Raw genomic sequence first — 18441 nt, 5'->3', positions numbered from 1 at the left:
ATTTCCTCTTTTTGTTCGAAAAGTTAATCCATTTTTCGAATTATTGACCAAGCAGCCTCAGCCATTCCAATAAAGACTTACGTTTCTAATCAATCCGGAAAAATTGTACTTGCGTGAAATGCAAGATCAATCCAATAATAAAAAATTCCCCCAAGATTTGAATCGCTGAAAAAAGGGCCATTTATTGCCGAACTGCCGGTTTACGATTGTACGCGATAAGAAGAATAATCAGCATGACTCCCATGATCACATTACGCATCGCCACGGAGGTATTAATGGAAGAAAGGAATTGGCTGAGTACGGTTAAAAGCAGAGCGCCAAATACAGTACCCAGATAATTCGCTTTTCCGCCTGAAAGCATAGTGCCGCCAATAACAACAGCTGAAATAGACTGCATCGTATAGCTGTTGAAGGTCGAAACTTGCATTTGACGAAAATAGCCTGCCCCAACAAGTCCGCCGATACCCGCCATCATTCCGCCAAGTCCATAGGCAAGCATACGAACACGTTTTGCCCGAATCCCGGAAAGATTGGCCGCCTCAAAATTCGTGCCGATCAGATTCAAACGATGTCCGAATTTTGTATATTTAAGGAACAGAACCACAACCAGGAAGAACAAGAATGCCCAGATCATAATCCCTGGTATCACGCCAAAAAACCTCGTCGTCAAACTGGATGACAATTCTTTCGATACAGTACCGCGCGGTGCACCGTTGGAAATAACGATCTGTAATTTTGTCAGAACAGTGGACATACAAAGCGTCATAATAAGCGCAGGTATCCCGATGTAGGTAACTCCGAGCCCATTAAGAATTCCGATAAAAAATCCAAAAGCCATACACACCAGGATTGTGGGTAGTAATTTTTCGTTGTCCCCTTTCATCAATTCGACCGTGATGCAGGCAGTCGTGGACATCATCGCACCAGCAGAAAGATCAATCCCGTCACCGGAAGTTATGACAATCATTTGTCCGGCACATACAAAAATCAGCATAGAAGCCGTTGAGAATATTGTCGCGATGGAGTTGAGACTGAGCGCAGTAGGGCGGAAAATTACCATGGTTATATACAACAAAAGAGACAAAACGAGTGCCATCAGCGCAGTATTGTTGAAAAAAGATTTTATTTTTTTAAGAATCATCACAGTTCATCCTCTCTCTTAATCCGGACAGCCCGTTTCACAAGTTTTCTGGTTCGATTACTCACGAAAACTGAAAGTGTGATACCGAGCAAAATGATGATCTGAGCAACAAAATCCTGATAATATGTTGAAACAGAAAATCCAGGAACAAATTTAGGAATAAACTTGATAAACATATAGGTTGTTGTGTTGGTTACAAGTCCAAAAAACAGTGCGCCCAATGCGCCGCAGATCATTGTGCCCCAACCTCCAGAGATTAAGGTTCCCCCGAGCAATGCTGCTGCAATCGACTGAAGCGTCTTAGCCTCGCCTGTCAACGGATTGGAAGATGCCAGCATGAGTGTCCAGGCAATTCCGCCTATTCCGACAAAAATTCCGCTGATCGTGTAAGCCCGAATTGTCGTCCGGATGGTAGAGACCCCGGTTAAATACGTGTTTTTTTCATCGCCGCCCAGGGCGTAAATCTCTTTTACCCCGCTAAATTTTCGAATAACCAGCCAGGTGAGAATCAGAGCAATAACCAGGAATAATGAATTCGGAACTCCATGAAAATTGCCTTTATAGATCTTCCAAAGTTCTTTAGCGACTTTACCCTGCGGGCGATCGCTGATGAGAAGGCAGGTTCCGGATACAATAAAAGACATTCCATAAGTTGCGAGCATTGGAGGAATTCGAAAATATCCCACCAGTACACCATTCGTAAATCCAACCAAAACCGCAAGACAATATGCAATGACATAAGCCGCCCAAACCGGCATCCAGGAGACTTTCGTTGGCATCATCACGGCAAATACATTCACCAGCGTCATCGTGATACCGGTTGAAATATCGATATTACCTGATATCAGGACAATACATTGAGCCATCGTAAGGATGATCAACGGCGTGTTGGTGGATAAAAGCGTCTGCAGCGATGACGTCTTAAAAAAGCTTGAACCCTGTGTGATAATGTTGAGAATGATCACAGCGGTTAATAGGATTACACCCATATACTCAGGCTGCCTTTTAAATCTGTCAAACCATTTTGTCTTTTCCATCATTTTGCTGAGTCCTTTACTGTCATGCCCATCATGGCTGATACCAGCTTCTCCTCAGTACAGTCTGTACCGCAGAGCATACAATGAATACCCCCCTCATAAAACACATAGATACGGTTTGCAATTTCTAATAATTCATCATTATCGGATGAAACGATCAAAACCGTCATTCCCTGATCAGCGGCTTTACGAAGGAAATTATGCAGTTCTCGACGGGAGGACACATCGACGCCTTTTGTTGGATCATCCAGTAATAGAATTGCAGGAGAAACAAGAATCCAGCGTCCGAAAACCACCTTCTGTTGATTTCCGCCTGACAAAGATGTGATCGGATCGTTAATTTGGCCGATTTTTATATCATACTCCTGGACTATTTGATTGGCCTGCTGAATAATCATTCGATTCGATATAGGGGAAAAATCTCTCCCCATCGACATTTTTGCACTGAATATATTTTCCCCGATTGTCCGCAGATTAAATATGGATTCGCGATTTCGATTACCGGAAATAAAGCCGATTCCATCCTTAACTGCATCCGCCGAACTTTTATAATCGACTTTTCTGCCAGCAATTGTGATTGACCCGCTCTCCAAGGGTATCGCTCCATAGATTGATCGCAAAAATTGAGACTGCCCCTGACCTTCCAATCCACCTAATCCGATGATTTCACCCCGGTTTACGCGCATACTGACATTTCTGACCGACTCTCCGATTGTCAGGTTATCCACAATAAGAACCGCATCTTCTCCGGAACGCTTTTCATCCGATGGATTTTCGACAATTTCAGGGATTTTGCCCGTCATATAATAAACAATTTTATTAATATCCGTCTTCTTCAGATCAACATCCGCAACCGATTCTCCATTCCGCAGAATGACAGCTCGTGAAGCGATATTGAATATTTCTCCAAGCCGATGGGTAACCATAACAATAGAAACGCCTTTTTCGGATAGCGCCCGCAAGTTAGAGAAAAGGATTTCCACTTCATTGTGGTGCAATGCAGCAGTAACTTCATCCAGAAGCAGAATATCCGGATCCCAGGATACCGCTTTGACAATCTCAATTATGCTGAGTGTTGAAGAAGGAAGATCCTTGGGGTATTCATCCAGGCCGCAATCTGCGCCGTATTTCTCCAATAGACTGGCAACGAAGCTCCGGTTTTTTCGCTCATCCACTTGACCGAATTTGCCCTTAATGAAGTGTCCCATCATGACATTCTCATAAACTGTCATTTTGGGGATCAAACTCAATTCCTGATAAGCGACCGCAATTTTGAGATTTCGTGATTCAGCACTGCTTCGTATTTCGACCGGTTTTTGATCGATTTTGATAGTGCCGGCGTCTTTTTTGACTGTACCGCCTAATATTTTGACTAAAGTAGATTTTCCTGATCCGTTAGCGCCAAGTAATGCAACAATTTCACCTTTCTCCATGGCAAATGAAGCACGATCCAGCGCAGTCACCGCACCAAATTTCTTTTTAATATTTAATAGTTCGAGCAAAAGTTTCGATCCTCCTGCTTCTCTTTAGATTTATAAATTCGAATTACAAAAAATTCGTAGTTCTTCAAATAGTTTTGCGATTCGGCAAAAGATTGATATGATGAATCATTCATGGATTAATCTATCATTGCAAGGAGAGCGGTAGACCGACAAAGCAATCTGTTCTCGCGTGTGTCAGGAGATTGCTTCGCGCCTTCGACAAGGTTTCATCCACATTTCATGTTGCTGCATTAGATTTCATAAAGCCTACAGAGCCATTTTTCACGGGCTCGTAGGCTTTATTTCTGTTACAAACTACCGATAATCCGGTCTAAAGCGTGCAAAGCATTTTATTTGAAAGCAGCATTAGCTACTTCCTCGGTCAAATATGCAGAAACCTGATCCGTGTCAGCCATATCTGCCGTATCTTCAATCGCCTTGGAGAGTGTGTCCGGAGTAACAATGTAGGTCGGAGTGTAATAATAGACCTGATTTCCGTCGGTACCTTCCTTCAACACGCCATCAGCAAATTCCCAGCCAGCTGCCATTCGGACTGCAAGTTTCAAAGCGCTGGCGCCAATTCCCGGGGGATTCTCGATAATATAGAAATCGATAACTTTCTTTTCGGCATTGATCCGATTCAGCATCCGCAAATATCCAACTTCTTCGTCAGATGTCATGAACTTCGGATATGGGGCTCCTGCTTCTTCAATAGCCTCCAAAATACCGACACAGGCTTCTTCAGTCAGGATTGCATCATATTTGATCCCGGATGCAAGCACTTCCGCCATTAATTTCTTGGATTCGGTTTGGCTCCAGTTATGAGCGCCTTCATAAACCACTTTAATATCGGGATAATCTGCAAGACATTTTTGCCAGACATCTCCTCGGATACCGGCGCCAGTCGCGCCCATCTGGCCGTGGAACATGAGGATATCACCTTTCCCGCCGATTCCTTCACACAATGCTTTACAACTATTTCCTGCCCAGATAGTCTGATCAGTCTGCACTCCGATAGAACCAGCCCAGGGATAAAGATTATCAACCGGGACAACCAGAATTCCGGCTTCCTCTGCCTGTTCAAAACAGGAATCCAATCCGGAAGATCCGCCAGCATTGATCAGGATGATGTCATATCCTTCATTGATTGCTGTTTCAAACATGGCAACTTCCTGAGCAGAATCCATATTGGGACAATATTCATCATATTGTGAGATGATCCCCAATTTTTTGTATTCTTCTGCAACTTCACGAAGCTGAGCATCATAAACTGATCGCCAGCCATGGGCATTTGTCCAGTTTATGGAGGCTACTTTCAAACCCTGTGTTTCTAACGCCGCTCTTTCAGCTGATGCTGCTGAAACGAATGTTAATAACAGAACAAGGGTTACAACAAAAATAGAATTTTCTTCATTTATATCCCTCCATTCATTAATTTCAAAAAAAGAAGCTGACACTCCTTAGACCGAAAATGATGATATCGATAGGACAATTCAATAAATATGTAGATTTTTAGTATCAGTGATGATTTGATCATCCATCTAATTTGTGAATTGTCGATATCGATGACGGTTCTTTTGCTGCAAAAACGGTGTATGATATATTTATATCAATGAGTGATGATATTTCAGAGTATACCGCATCTCAAGATGAAAAATCAAGTGTCTCTAAAGAGAAACTTGTCATATCAAAAAGGAATAAAAATAACTTTCTCTATCAGATATTCAATTAGAAACTTCTTTTAACAGCAGAGGGAGAACAGAAACATGTCAATGAAGAAAGTTGGTGTCATTGGAACCGGTTTTATCGGTCTCGCGCATATCGATGCGTTACGCAGAACCAAGAATGTTGAGATTTCTGTTCTGTGTGATACAGAAAATGTCAAAGAAAAAGCTGCGCTTTATCATATCCCGCACGCTTTCACAGATTATCAAGACATGATGAATCAAATACCTTTAGATGCAGTTCATATTTGTACGCCTAATCACACGCATTTCCCCATCGCAATGTGCGCAATCAATCACGGAATTCACATAATCTGCGAAAAACCTTTTACAACGAACGTTGATGAAGCTGAGAAATTAGCCGCTGCGGTGAAAGAGACCAATATTGCAGCTGGAGTAAACTTGCATAACCGTTTTTACCCGATGACCAATGAGATGAAACGCCAAATTGATCAAGGAAAAACGGGAGAAATTATTGCCGTTACGGGCGGTTACGTTCAAGATTGGCTGCAATTTGAGACGGATTTCAATTGGAGACTACTGAGTAAAAATTCCGGACTGACACGTATTGTCGGAGATATCGGTTCTCATTGGATCGATCTGGCTCAATATGTGACTGGATTGAAAATCACAGAAGTTATGGCTGAGTTCAATTGCGTTTACCCCGAAAGGATTTTTACGGATAAAGATGGCAATCAAAAACGTATTGCTGTCGATACAGAGGATATGGCTGCCATTCTTCTCCGCTTTGAAAACGGAGCGCTGGGCAGTTGTTTTGTATCTTCTATGCAGGCTGGAAGGAAAAATAAGACGTTTCTGACAGTCGCCGGAAAAAAATGCGCTCTTACCTGGGACAGCGAAGACTCCAATAATCTGGAAATCGGTTTTCGGGAGCAGCCAAACAGGATTATTACCAAAGATCCCAACCTCCTTTCTGCGCCTGCAGCCGCGCTTTCCGGATATCCCGGAGGACATGTTGAAGGATTTCCGGATGCTTTTAAAAACCATTTTCAACATTTCTATGACTCGATGGATCATCCGGATATGATCCGTGAATATGCAACTTTTTCAGACGGACTGCAGGAAATGCGCGTGATCGAAGCGATTTTCGAAAGCAGCAAGACACGAAGATGGGTAAAGGTTAACTGAAGGGACAAGAAATGTTTAAATCCAAAGAAATTGAAAAGAAATATCAGGAAAGATTTCGACGGTATATAACTGCGATGAATGGTGGGACACCAGATCGTATTCCAATTCGATTTCTCTACCAGGAAGTAGCGGCAAGATATGCCGGTTTGACCAACCAACAAGTAGCCTGTGACTATCAACTGGCATTTGACTGTACTCGAAAAATGGCAGAGGAAATGGGAAATGATGCGGTCATGCTAAATGCGATCTGGAGTAATTATGGGCTCGCAAAATCTGCAAGTTGGAAATATCTGTATTGCCCGGGTGTGGATGTAGATATAAAAAGCGTCAATCAGTTTGGTGAACCAGCTGAGAAGAAACAATTGTTCATGTTTGAGAACGAATACGATGAATTCTCTGATGACCCGACTGCTTTCCTATTTTCAAAATGGTTCCCACGTGCAACCACAAGATTGGCAAACATCGGTGAACCGGTGACAATGGATCATAACGTTGCGCTTATTTCGGGAGCGCTCGCATATGCAAATTACATGAATGCTTTCGGTCCGGCAGCAGCCAAATTAAAATATGAGTCAGGTGTGGTAAGCGCTAACGCGGGCATGATTAAAGCGCCTCTGGATATTTTGGCTGATAAATTCCGCGGTTACATTGAAACGGCAATTGATACAATCGAACGGCCTGCTGATGTTCTGAAAGCATGCGAGGCGCTTATCCCGCATATTATTGCGAATGCATTGGGTTCTGCTGATCCTGATAAAAAAGTACCTATCACCATCTGGGCACATCGCGGTTGTGTGCCGTTCTTTACCAGAAAAACGTTTGACACAATCTTCTGGCCGACGCTTAAACCGATATTTGAGGAGATTATCTCCAAAGGATATCAAATCTTGTTTTATGGTGAGGGTAATTGGGAAACACATTACAATTCTCTAAAAGAATTGCCGACAGGAAGTCTGATTTATCATCTGGACAAGGGTGATCTGCAAACCTGTGCCAAGGCATTTAAAGGGAAATTTGCAATCAGCGGGGGCGTCCGATATGAAATACTGGCTCGCGGTAATGAAAATGATGTTCGCAGCCATTTAAAAGAACTGTTTGCTGTAATGAAACCCGAAGGCGACTATATTTTGGATGCGTCCGCATTAATGCTGAATGACATCAACCCCGAAAATGTAAGAGCAGCTATTGAATATACACTGGAGAACGGCGTATATTCGCAAGGCGGAACTGGGTTCACGCGAGAATACTGTCAACCGCAGCATATCAACCCTGGCAAGCGAATCCCCAATACCGTTCGACCATGGGAAATTGAAAGTGCATCCTATCGCTGTTTAAGCGGAGATGTGAATCTTGTCCGCGAGAAATGGCAAGCGAACGATGCAGCGGCGTACAATTATCTCTGGACTACGGTTCTGTGGTGAGCATCAATTCCAAACAGGGAAAGGAATAATCGTTGTTGTTCTTATCGTTTTGCACGAAGCGTAAAACGATAAGAACAACAAAAAGTTTTTTTATAAATAAATTGAAATCCGGCTGCAGAAATAACCGCAGTTATCCCGCCTGCTTTCCTTCAGTAAATTTTTCAACAAATTCCCGCAAAGACCTGAAAATGATCCAGACTGATGTGGCGCCTGGATCCTGATGCCCGATTGCACGTTCCATCAGAAAGATTGCTCTGCCATACTTTGCCTGATATGCTTTTGTCTTCTCAGCGCCTTCTTTTGCTGCTGATTCAGCGCTTCTGAACAGATCGATGAAGGATGTCCCTCCTTGCATTTTCATTGCCTGGACCGCCGGTTCTAATGCATCGACCATGGTTTTATCGCCGATGTTCGCTTTACCGGTTTCTTTGATGGTATTCAGGCTTTTCTGCATTAGCGCGATAAAATCCTCAGGATTCAGAAATGTTTTCGGTTCTGCGTTTTTTGCTCCTGCAGCAAAGAAATGACCAAACATAACGCCGGAGGCGCCTCCCATGGACATAAGCAAAGCTCTGCCAGTCGCAGTAAAGACATCATAGACATTCTCACTTGGATTCATGGCCGAAATTTTTTCTTTAACTTTCAGAAAACCTTTTTCCATGCCGATTCCATGATCTCCGTCCCCGATGGCACTGTCCAATTCTGTCAGAAGTGGTTTGCTTTCGATGATTTGATCCGCTACATACAGGATCATTTCTTTCAGTTTGTTAACCGAGAGCGTCTCCACAGTTTTATCTTCCTTCCTTCGCGTAGTAGGGAGTAAAACAAGGCTGATCAAAATACAATTTCAACTCAGCATCCAGTTTCATAATCGAAACCGAAAAGCCGCCCATTTCCTGGCAGGTACAGAGGCTTTTCAATTCCGCGTCATGAACCATCACACCATCCCGATCTAATAATTCTTTGATTTTGCGATAAATAATACTCAATTCAAGAACAGTCGTGGAACCCAATCCGTTAACCAAAACGCAGACTTCGTCACCGGATTGTACAGGCATATCTTTCAGTAAATTGACGTACAGTGTTTCAGCCAATACATCTGCCGGTTCCATGACCGTTCTTTTTATTCCCGGTTCTCCATGCAATCCCATGCCGTACTCAATTTCGTTCTCGCCTAATTCGAAAGTAGGTTTATTCAAACCGGGGATTGAACCTGGCGAAGTGGCAACTCCGATAGAACGCGTATTGTTTCTGGCTTTTTCGGTCACAGTTTTGACTTCTTCCAGCGTCAGCCCGGCATCGCAAGCAGCACCGGCGATCTTCATGACAAATACATCACCGGCAATACCTCTGCGATCTTCAGTCCTTTCCGGTGGAGCTGATGCGCAATCATCCCAAACGCGAACATGAGCTGTCTGAATACCCTCTTCGGCCAATATTTCCTCTGCTGCATCGAAATTCAGATTGTCACCCGCATAGTTGCCATAAACAAACAGAATTCCTTTGCCCTCATCTACCGCATATGCAGTTTGACAAATCGTACCTGGATCCGGTGATGCAAATATGTTGCCGCATGCCGCTGCATCAGCCATGCCTTTTCCGACAAAACCTCCAAATAAAGGCTCGTGTCCGCTGCCTCCGCCAACCACAAGGGAAACCTTTCCCTTCCGCCGATTTCGATAAATGATGCCATTCACTTCGGGGTGTTTTGTATAATAACGTTCGTAAGCGCTAACAAGTCCTTCTATTGATTCCTGGACAACATGATCCGCATTGTTAATAATTTTTTTCATCTTTTTCTTTTCCTCTATAGAGATTTGGCCATTGATTTACAAGATGAGATTCAATGAATATCGGGACTGCAGGCAAAATTCGCTTGAATCAATTGAATTGACGATTCAAATGCTGATTTTCAGATTATTTTTCTGACTTCTGATCGGAATCCTGATCAGTTTTGGCTTTTTCTTCTTGATCGTCTTTCTTTTCACCGGAAAGACCTTCTTTAAAGGCGTTGATACTGCTCCCCAATTCTTTTGAGATTTTCGCAATACGACCGGGTCCGAATAATAATATGACAATCACCAAAACAATCAAAATTTCAGCAATACCTGGTCTCCACATAAGCTTTCATCCTCGTTTCATGTTGATCAGCATTTCGAAATATGAAAAAGGTGTTTGGTTCTTCGTTTTTTGCTCAAAGCGCAAAAAAACCGAATAATCGATCACACGCCCTCTTTGTTCAAAATCTGATTAAATTTCGAATTCCTGCATGGTTATCTGATACGGTAACACATAAGATACACAAATTATAATTTGCTTTTTCTTGATTGAATATTTCGATATCCAGCGATCAGCAATTCCTGCGAAAATAGAATTCAATTTTCATTATTGGATGTTGAATTTTTTTCATCTGTTGTTTGAAATATGGATAAACCTTTCGAACAAAAAGAGGGAACTTGCTGATCTCATACCTTTTCACGAAGCATAAAAGCCATGAGATCAGCAAGTATTCTTTCATATTCCGAATGATTGGACATTGTAAGGATCTTACAATTGCACCGTCCGGATCAGCGAGATAATATATTACAGTTTGTATTCCGAGAAAATAATTTCGGGTTTATCCGCATCATTGGCATTGATTGTCTCTTCATTGGTTACGAAGTATAACAAAGCATCAATTACCGCAGCTTCATACAGGTGAGAGTAATTTTTGGAAGAGTAAACAGTTCGTTCGCCGACATCTGATAGCAGCAAATAATCCGCAAGGCTGCTGACCGGGGAATATTTGTAGGCAGTAATCGCTATTTGCTTCAATGATTTTTCTTTTGCCAGCTCCATCGCCTGGACAACCTGTTTTGAACAGCCGGATTGACTGATTGCGATCACAATATCACCCTTTTCAGCCAAATTGATGTGATTCATAAAATATTCAGCCACAATTCCATAGGAGCATTTAATCCCCAGTCTGCCTAAGCGAAAACCCATATATTGAGCAAACGGACTGGTATTTCCAACCGCAATAATATGAGCGTGATTACATTTCTTTATTAAATTAGCACAATTGACCATGGTGCTCTGATCAATGTTTTGTCCGATCCGCATCATGTCCGCTGCAATCATTTTAAATAGGTTGTCAACTGTATCCGCTTCACCATTCGTGGATTCAATAAAACGGCTTTGTTTCCGCCCCAGATCTCTGGAAAGGTTGATCCGCAGTTGGTAATATCCCTGGTAACCAATATGTTTACAGAATCGTATAACCGTCGCATCGCTGACATTACTGTAATTTGCCAATTCAGAGACATTGGCATTCACTGCCAATTCAGGAGAAGCTAAAATAAAATCAGCGATCTTTTTTTCTGACGAAAAGATTTGATCATAATTATCTTTGATAGTTTCGATGACGGATTTAGATTGAATTATGCCCATGTTATTTTCTCCGAAATAAAAAAAGAATCAAAAGCGTTCTTTGTACTTGCTTGCATCATTTTCTTTTTCGAAAAACTTCGATCGGATTTGTGCTCGTTTCTTATAATTTTGTAGCGGGTTATCTATGCACAACTTTTATAGATAACCGAAGAATTGTTCCGATTCTTTAATTGTATCCTGCATCATTTATACGATTCCAATAATTTGAAATATGAAAAGAATTTATTGTTGTTGTGTTTTTTTTTCAAAATTAAAACAACACAACAACGATGAATCTTTCTTATTTTTTAAACGCTTGTGAAAAGAGCGCTTTCAAATCAAATTTCGGGAAGGGAAGGAATCCGCGAAAATGTCTGAATCCGATTCCCTACCCTGTTTTTTCTCTCAGCCTATTTATACAGAAGAGCTTTACCGGTTGCGTTAAATAATTCAATCTTATGGAACGCCGTTTCTTTCATCGCCTGAATACAAGATGGCTCGATGACATTGGGTTCTCTCAAGCTGCTATCTTTTAATACTTCTCGCATCTTATCGAAATAAGCCACCTTAATATCGCTGGAAATATTAATTTTATTAATACCCAGTTTGACAGATTCAGCAATTTCGTCGTCCCGATTGTTAGAACCGCCATGCAAAACCAGGGGGACAGAGACTTTCGATTTGATAATTTTTAGCAAATCCAGTTTCAGTTCCGGCTTCATTCCTTTTGGATAGATACCGTGAGATGTCCCGATCGCTATGGCCAGTGAGTCAATTCCGGTCGCTTCAACAAATTGAACGGCATCATCCGGATTTGTATAAATAATCTGCGCGGCACCGGCTTCAGCCTGTGCATCCGTTGAACCGATGGTGCCCAGTTCTCCTTCAACCGAGACATTCACAGCATGTGCCGTTTCAACAATTTTTCTGCAGACTTCAATATTTTTTTCAAAAGAAAAATGGGACGCATCCATCATCACGGATGTAAAACCGCTTTGAATTGCCAATACAATCTGTTCAAATTTTGATCCGTGATCCAGGTGAATACAGACAGGAATCGATGTTTTATTTGCTTTTTCAATCACTGCTTTTACCACCTCGACCCCGATAAAACTTAATTCATCCGGATGAATGGCAATAATCAGCGGAGATTGTTTTTCCTCCGAAGCCTCGAAAATTCCATTCAGCATGGAATAATCACTGATATTGAAAGCAGGCACTGCAAAGTAATTTTTGTTTGCCACTGCCAGCAAGTTTTTCATATTCATTAACATATTTCTATTTTTCCTTTTCTTGTAGATCAATAATTTTAATCAGCTTTTTACGGATCCTGCCGTCATTCCCTCGATAAAATAACGCTGGAAGAACAGGAACAATAAAAGAACTGGCAAACAGCCCAAAATACTCATTGCCATCATCTCATTCCATTCATAAGAATGCTGACCCATCAACTGTTGAATACCAATCGGCACTGTTCTCATCTCAATGGTTTTTGTCAGCGTCAACGCGAAAAGATATTCGTTCCAGGCTTGCATAAAAGTATACATTCCGACTGATATCATGCCGGGAATTGAAATCGGAATCAGCACTTTCCATAAAGCCAATAAGCGGCTACCTCCATCAATCATTACTGCTTCATCTAATTCTTTGGGAAGGGTATTAAAATATCCCGTCATCATGATAATCGCATATGGCAATGTAAATACCATATAGGTGAAAATTAGCGCCCAATAGGTGTTATACAGTTTTAAGGCGACGATTAAACCGAAATACGGTATTAAAAGCGTAATAGGAGGAACAGCCTGAACACTGATAATCAACATATTTAATGTTTTCTTCAGCTTGAATTCAAAACGGCTGAAGCTATATGCAGACAAAACCGAAACAAACAGCGTAAGAATTGTCACCACAGAAGAAACAAAATAGCTGTTCAGGAAAAAGCGAATTTTTTCCGAATTAGTCAGAATCGAGCGATATGCATTCAACGAGAAAGTATCAGAGATAAATGTCGGCGGATAAGCAAAGATCTCCGTGTTCGGCTTGAATGAGCAAAGGAACATCCAGACTACCGGAAAACCTGCATAAACTGCGCCGATCAGCAACATTATGATGACAATTATTTTCCCAATATTTCTGCCAGTTGTCTTTGACATTGGATTAATCTCTCGCTTTCTGTTTTCGAACATAAATAAACGCCAAAAGCATCGAGAAAATCAGGATGATCACAGCGCTGGATGAAGCTTGAGAGAATTCATATTTACTGAAAGCTAATTTATATGTATAGGTGCTCAACATTTCCGTCGCCCGAATCGGACCGCCGCCAGTCGTCATCCAGATTAATGAAAACTGCTGCATCGTCCAGATACAATCCAGCATCGCCATACTGACAATAATTGGTTTTAACTGCGGAATTGTGATATAGAGAAATTTTTGTACTGAATTTGCACCGTCTACTTCAGCCGCTTCATACAAATCGATCGAGATTCCTTGCAGTCCTGCCAGCAAACTGACCATATAGAAAGGATATCCGGACCATATATTGATGAACGTCACCGCATAGAGTGCTGTATCTCTGGATCCGAGCCATTCAACTTTTGAATCAATAGTTCCAAATATATTCAGAAAATAATTTACAATACCATTTGGATTCAGCATCAACCGCCACAAAATGGCAATAATTGCTGCTGTAAAAACCCAAGGTAAAACATAAATAACACGAAAAATCGATCTGGTTGTCTGATGGAGCAATTTTGAATTCAGCAGCATCGAAAAAGTCAGACCGATGATCATATGAAAAACCACACTCGAAATTGTAAAAAACGCCGTATTATAAATCGTTTGGTGGAAATTCTTGTCGGTCAATATTTCCGCATAATTCTTAATTCCGATGAAAACCGGATGTTTATTCATGATGACATTGTCGTAAAAAGAATAACCAATCACGATCACAATTGGAACAAGCATCAGAATAATCATCAACACCATCGTAGGGGATAGGTAAAGATAAGGCGTCAGCCTTTTCCCCAGAGAACCTGGTCTGCTTTTCAACGTCATCACTTGTTTTCTCTTCTCTTTCAAAAAATATGATCACACGAAATATCAATCGTGTGATCATATCCATAATCGTTGCCCGAAATTAGAATTCCTTCTCCCAGGCTGCTTGTGCGTTAGCAAGCATTTCATCAACTGTCTGATCGCCATCCAACATCAGTTGGAATTCTTCATCGAAGGACCGCATCAGATCCTCCGCAACCGGCAGACCGACAAATTCATTCGCCGGATGTCCAGCCTGATAGACTTTAAATGCATCGCTGAACAACGGATCACTCTTTGAAAGATCAGGAGCTGCATTGGCGTTACCCGGGAATGCATTGGCAATGGTCGCTAATTTTGCATTGATATCCTGGCTCATCAAGAATTCCACCAGTTTCCAGGCTTCTGCCTTATGTTCGCTGTTTTCAGCGATACCAATACCCCAGGAAGCATAGGTGATTCCCCGTTCACCAGTATAGCTATCTTCAGCCGGAGCTGCTGCAACACTAAAGTTCAATTCAGGATTCCGCTCGCGGATCAGATTAATGTGAGCCAGCGTATCGAACATCATTCCAACGCGTCCATTGGTGAATTCCTCAACTTTATCCTGTTCCTTCATATTGAAGGCGCCTGGAGCAATCACACCAGCATCATACAGACTCTTTACATACTCAACAGCGCTTTTTACATCCGCATTGAGTAGATCCGGTTTTCCATCTTTCATCATGCTTTTTCCGGATGCCCAAGCCCATGGCATCACATCATTCTGGATACCGTTGGGAGTTTCCAGTGAAATTGGCAGAATCCAGCCGGAAATATTCTTTTCGGCATTCGTAATCGCTTTTGCGGCTTCGAAAAATTCAGTCCGTGTGGAAGGAATCTTTTCAATACCGGCTCCACTCAGGAGATCATTGTTGACAAACAACAAAGATGCAAAATTGACGACCGGTATCATGTAGGTCGAACCGTTCAACTGAATCTGCGAAGCAAGCTGCGATTCATCATAACCAGCTTCTTTCATCAGTGCGGACAAATCGGTGATCGCGCCTTGTTTGACAAAATCATTGACCCAGGCTCCATCCAGACCTACAACGTCCGACATCGTTCCAGTTGCAGCGCCGGCGACAATCTGTTCTTTTGTTGAAGAATAGGGACCACTCAAGAGTTCAACTTTGATTCCAGGATTTTGTTCCTCGAATTGATCGATCAACTGACGGAAAGCTCCTTGGGGGAGTTCCGGTTCCCACCATTGGGAAAACTCCAGTGTGATAGGGTCTTCAGCAAAAACCGGCACCGTTAAGAAAGATGCCAACAATACAATTGACAACAAAACACTTAACAAATTCTTTTTCATATTTTTCCTTTCTCTGAAAAAATTAGTTGTGAAAAAATTCTATCATGGCGAAAATATGATGTCAATATCGATAAGAAATAAAATTTTTTTTACCAATGATTAAAAATAACAATGATTCCGGTTCCAATCATTGAAAAAGCGATCCACATAGAAACCGGTCAGAGGCGCAGCTCTTCCGCAAACATCCATCATTTGCTGATAAGTAATCGTTGCAATCTGAGCGCCCGTCATTGCAACTTCTGCCAGCTCCTGCGGTTTCTCGATAGAAGCAGCTAAAACTTCTGTATCGGTGTCTGCCGTTTTCAGGATTGTGACAATCTCTTTGAGTGTTTGAATGCCGCTGAAACCGACTTGTTCATTTTGACCGGTATAAGGAGCAACATAAGAAGCCCCAGCCAGAGAACACAACAATGCCTCCGCAGAGGTCAAAATTGCAGTCGCACAAGTTCTGATGCCAATTTTTCGCAGCGCTGCAATGGCCTTCAAACCTTCATTTGTTGCAGGAATTTTCACAACCATGTGACTGCCGGCAGTGTTAATCTTCTTACCCTGCTCGATCATTCCTTGATGATCTTGCGCTGTAACCTGAGCAAAAATCGGGTAATCCGGCAGCAACGCTGTGATTTTCCGCAGTGTCGCCATAGCATCTGCCCCTTGTTGCGAAAGGATTGTTGGATTTGTCGTTACACCGCTTAATAATCCCATCGATTCCATCTCTCTCAATTCATCCAGATTCGCAGTATCGCCATATAATTTCATTACAATTCCTCCATACCAATTATTTCATACCAATCCACATTTTTTTATTGCTCTTCTTATATTGAAGGTTTAATCATTTTTCAAATTGCGGATTGATGAAATAAATCTATCACCAATTTGTTTTCATGTCAAAATCATATATGAAAGAATATTTTTTCATCATTGATTCAGCAATCAAGCTGTCTTCAGCTGCCGGTGAATATGACAGAAAAAAGTAACAATTGTCATATTATTATGGTGATCATAATCAGAGTATTAACCGAATTCTGTCAATTGCCGGTTTCCTCAAATGACTCTAAACTAACATTACGGTTTTGTGTAACAATATTTTGGTCAAAAAGGAGATCAATTTTTAATGAGTAAAGAAATCAATCCATTTGAATTAGCACAGAAACAATTTGACCGTGTGGCAGATATGCTGGATTTAGATGAAGAAGTCCGTGCATTCTTGCGCTGGCCAAAAAAAGAATTTCATGTTCGAATTCCTGTAAGAATGGACAATGGTGAATTAAAAATTTTTGATGGGTATCGCGTCCAGCATAATGATGCTTTAGGCCCGCATAAAGGCGGATTACGTTTTTACCAGAATGAAACTTTTGATACTGTTCGTGCTCTTTCACTTTGGATGACATGGAAATGTGCTGTCGCCAATGTTCCGCTGGGGGGCGGTAAAGGCGGTGTCGTTGTAGATCCAACCGCTCTGAGTGATCGAGAAAAAGAACGACTGCTTCGCGGTTATGCACGGCTCCTCTGGAAAGATTTTGGACCGCGTACTGATGTTCCAGCACCGGATATGGGTTCCAATGCACAGATGATGTGCTGGTTCATGGATGAATATTCACAGCTTTCCGGCCAATACACACCGGGCGTCGTGACCGGCAAACCCGTCGGCGCTGGCGGTTCATTAGGCCGTACCCAGGCAACCGGTTTCGGTGTCGTTGTCTGTATCCGTGAAGCAATGAAAAAATTGGGGATTGATTCCAAAGGCACCACAGCTGCTATCCAGGGTTTTGGCAACGTTGCTCAATACACAGCCACCAATTACATCGAAAAATTGAAAGGCATTGTCAAATGTGTTTCCTGCTGGGATCGCATTGATAAAACCAGTTACACTTTCTATAAAGCTGACGGCATTGATCCTCATTTCCTGATGAGCATTACTGATCAGTACGGTATGATCGACAAGAAACTGGCTTCTGAAAATGGCTATGAAATCCTCTCCGGTGATGCATGGCGCAGCCTGGATGTCGATGTCTTGATTCCTGCAGCGCTGGAAGGTCAGATCACGCTGGATAACGTGAACACCATCAGCAAACAGGTCAAGATTATTGCGGAAGCAGCCAACGGTCCGACCACCACTGAAGCAGATGAAGTGATTAAGAAGCGAAATATATTCCTGATTCCAGATTTCCTCTGCAACTGTGGCGGCGTAACCTGCTCCTACTTTGAAAGTGTGCAGAATGACGCCAACTTCTATTGGAGTGAAGATGAAGTTCTCGGAAAATTAGATGATAAGATGTCCGTCGCTTTCAATTCTGTATTTGGAATGGCGAAAGAACGAAACGTCTACATGCGTGATGCGGCATATATGGTCGCCATTCAACGTGTGGTCACTGCAATGAAATTACGCGGTTGGGTATAAGAAGTTATCAACCGTTCTCCAAAAAGGCACAAAAAAAGCGTTCCAAGATGGAACGCTTTTTTTGTGTACTGCTTCTCCTTTTTTTTTATAAACGCCGCATGTTATAACGGGTGCCCTGTCTCATACCACAGAACACCCGTCTTTCATCTCTTTTCTATATTAAGCGGTAATTAACGTACCGGATTCACCTTTCAGGGCACGACCGATGTTTTCTGGATTTGTGATCAAAGCTTGTTTTCCGCCAGCTTCCAGGAACCAGATGCACGCTTGAATCTTCGGCGCCATGGATCCG

The 18441-nt window shown here is 42.1% G+C and carries 16 protein-coding genes; 3 read left to right on the top strand and 13 right to left on the bottom strand.

Features of this window, described 5'->3' with window-relative positions; translation table 11 throughout:
• Window positions 1-181: 181 nt before the first annotated feature.
• The 4 genes from ATC1_RS04315 to ATC1_RS04300 form a co-directional block, all read right to left on the bottom strand.
• Window positions 182-1141 carry an ABC transporter permease gene (locus tag ATC1_RS04315; protein WP_062278709.1) on the bottom strand — a complete coding sequence of 320 codons (960 nt, stop codon included), beginning with the start codon at window positions 1139-1141 and terminating at the stop codon, window positions 182-184.
• The gene (locus ATC1_RS04310) at window positions 1141-2181 is read right to left on the bottom strand and encodes an ABC transporter permease (protein ID WP_062278707.1); all 1041 of its coding nucleotides are present in this window, start codon (window positions 2179-2181) and stop codon (window positions 1141-1143) included. Before ATC1_RS04310 ends, ATC1_RS04315 begins: the two co-directional genes overlap by 1 nt.
• Window positions 2178-3680, bottom strand: coding sequence for a sugar ABC transporter ATP-binding protein (locus tag ATC1_RS04305; RefSeq protein WP_062278705.1), 1503 nt, complete (start codon window positions 3678-3680; stop codon window positions 2178-2180). Before ATC1_RS04305 ends, ATC1_RS04310 begins: the two co-directional genes overlap by 4 nt.
• Window positions 3681-4009: 329 nt before the next feature.
• Entirely contained in the window at window positions 4010-5116 is a 1107-nt protein-coding gene (locus ATC1_RS04300; RefSeq protein ID WP_062278703.1) for a substrate-binding domain-containing protein, read from the bottom strand.
• Window positions 5117-5425: 309 nt separating this feature from the next.
• On the opposite strand from ATC1_RS04300, the gene ATC1_RS04295 reads away from it, so the two are divergent.
• The gene (locus ATC1_RS04295) at window positions 5426-6532 is read left to right on the top strand and encodes a Gfo/Idh/MocA family protein (protein ID WP_062278701.1); all 1107 of its coding nucleotides are present in this window, start codon (window positions 5426-5428) and stop codon (window positions 6530-6532) included.
• Between the two features lie 11 nt (window positions 6533-6543).
• Window positions 6544-7953, top strand: a complete 1410-nt coding sequence (locus ATC1_RS04290) for a uroporphyrinogen decarboxylase family protein (protein ID WP_062278699.1) — start codon at window positions 6544-6546, stop codon at window positions 7951-7953.
• Between the two features lie 130 nt (window positions 7954-8083).
• Here ATC1_RS04290 and dhaL read toward each other — a convergent pair whose 3' ends face one another.
• The 9 genes from dhaL to ATC1_RS04245 all read right to left on the bottom strand — a co-directional run bounded on the left by dhaL (window position 8084) and on the right by ATC1_RS04245 (window position 16507).
• On the bottom strand, window positions 8084-8740 hold the full coding sequence (dhaL, locus tag ATC1_RS14980) for a dihydroxyacetone kinase subunit DhaL (protein WP_062278697.1): 657 nt from the start codon (window positions 8738-8740) through the stop codon (window positions 8084-8086).
• Between the two features lie 4 nt (window positions 8741-8744).
• A complete protein-coding gene (locus ATC1_RS14975; protein WP_062278695.1) occupies window positions 8745-9746 on the bottom strand; it encodes a dihydroxyacetone kinase subunit DhaK in 1002 nt (333 codons plus the stop codon).
• 124 nt (window positions 9747-9870) lie between these two features.
• Entirely contained in the window at window positions 9871-10074 is a 204-nt protein-coding gene (locus ATC1_RS04275; protein ID WP_062278693.1) for a twin-arginine translocase TatA/TatE family subunit, read from the bottom strand.
• Between the two features lie 462 nt (window positions 10075-10536).
• On the bottom strand, window positions 10537-11382 hold the full coding sequence (locus ATC1_RS04270; RefSeq protein WP_062278689.1) for a MurR/RpiR family transcriptional regulator: 846 nt from the start codon (window positions 11380-11382) through the stop codon (window positions 10537-10539).
• Between the two features lie 389 nt (window positions 11383-11771).
• Window positions 11772-12635, bottom strand: coding sequence for a ketose-bisphosphate aldolase (locus ATC1_RS04265; protein WP_062278687.1), 864 nt, complete (start codon window positions 12633-12635; stop codon window positions 11772-11774).
• Window positions 12636-12674: 39 nt separating this feature from the next.
• Window positions 12675-13514 (bottom strand): carbohydrate ABC transporter permease, encoded by an 840-nt coding sequence (locus ATC1_RS04260; protein ID WP_062278685.1) that lies wholly within the window; start codon window positions 13512-13514, stop codon window positions 12675-12677.
• A 4-nt stretch (window positions 13515-13518) separates the two neighbouring features.
• Window positions 13519-14415, bottom strand: coding sequence for a carbohydrate ABC transporter permease (locus tag ATC1_RS04255; protein WP_062278683.1), 897 nt, complete (start codon window positions 14413-14415; stop codon window positions 13519-13521).
• A gap of 82 nt (window positions 14416-14497) precedes the next feature.
• On the bottom strand, window positions 14498-15748 hold the full coding sequence (locus ATC1_RS04250) for an ABC transporter substrate-binding protein (RefSeq protein WP_062278682.1): 1251 nt from the start codon (window positions 15746-15748) through the stop codon (window positions 14498-14500).
• A 99-nt stretch (window positions 15749-15847) separates the two neighbouring features.
• The gene (locus tag ATC1_RS04245) at window positions 15848-16507 is read right to left on the bottom strand and encodes a transaldolase family protein (RefSeq protein ID WP_062278680.1); all 660 of its coding nucleotides are present in this window, start codon (window positions 16505-16507) and stop codon (window positions 15848-15850) included.
• A gap of 355 nt (window positions 16508-16862) precedes the next feature.
• On the opposite strand from ATC1_RS04245, the gene ATC1_RS04240 reads away from it, so the two are divergent.
• A complete protein-coding gene (locus ATC1_RS04240; protein ID WP_062278678.1) occupies window positions 16863-18149 on the top strand; it encodes a Glu/Leu/Phe/Val family dehydrogenase in 1287 nt (428 codons plus the stop codon).
• Window positions 18150-18441 lie beyond the last annotated feature (292 nt).

Origin of the sequence: Flexilinea flocculi, assembly GCF_001192795.1 — a bacterium.
Lineage (GTDB): Bacteria > Chloroflexota > Anaerolineae > Anaerolineales > Anaerolineaceae > Flexilinea > Flexilinea flocculi.
This window is presented reverse-complemented; position numbering and strand designations above follow the sequence as displayed.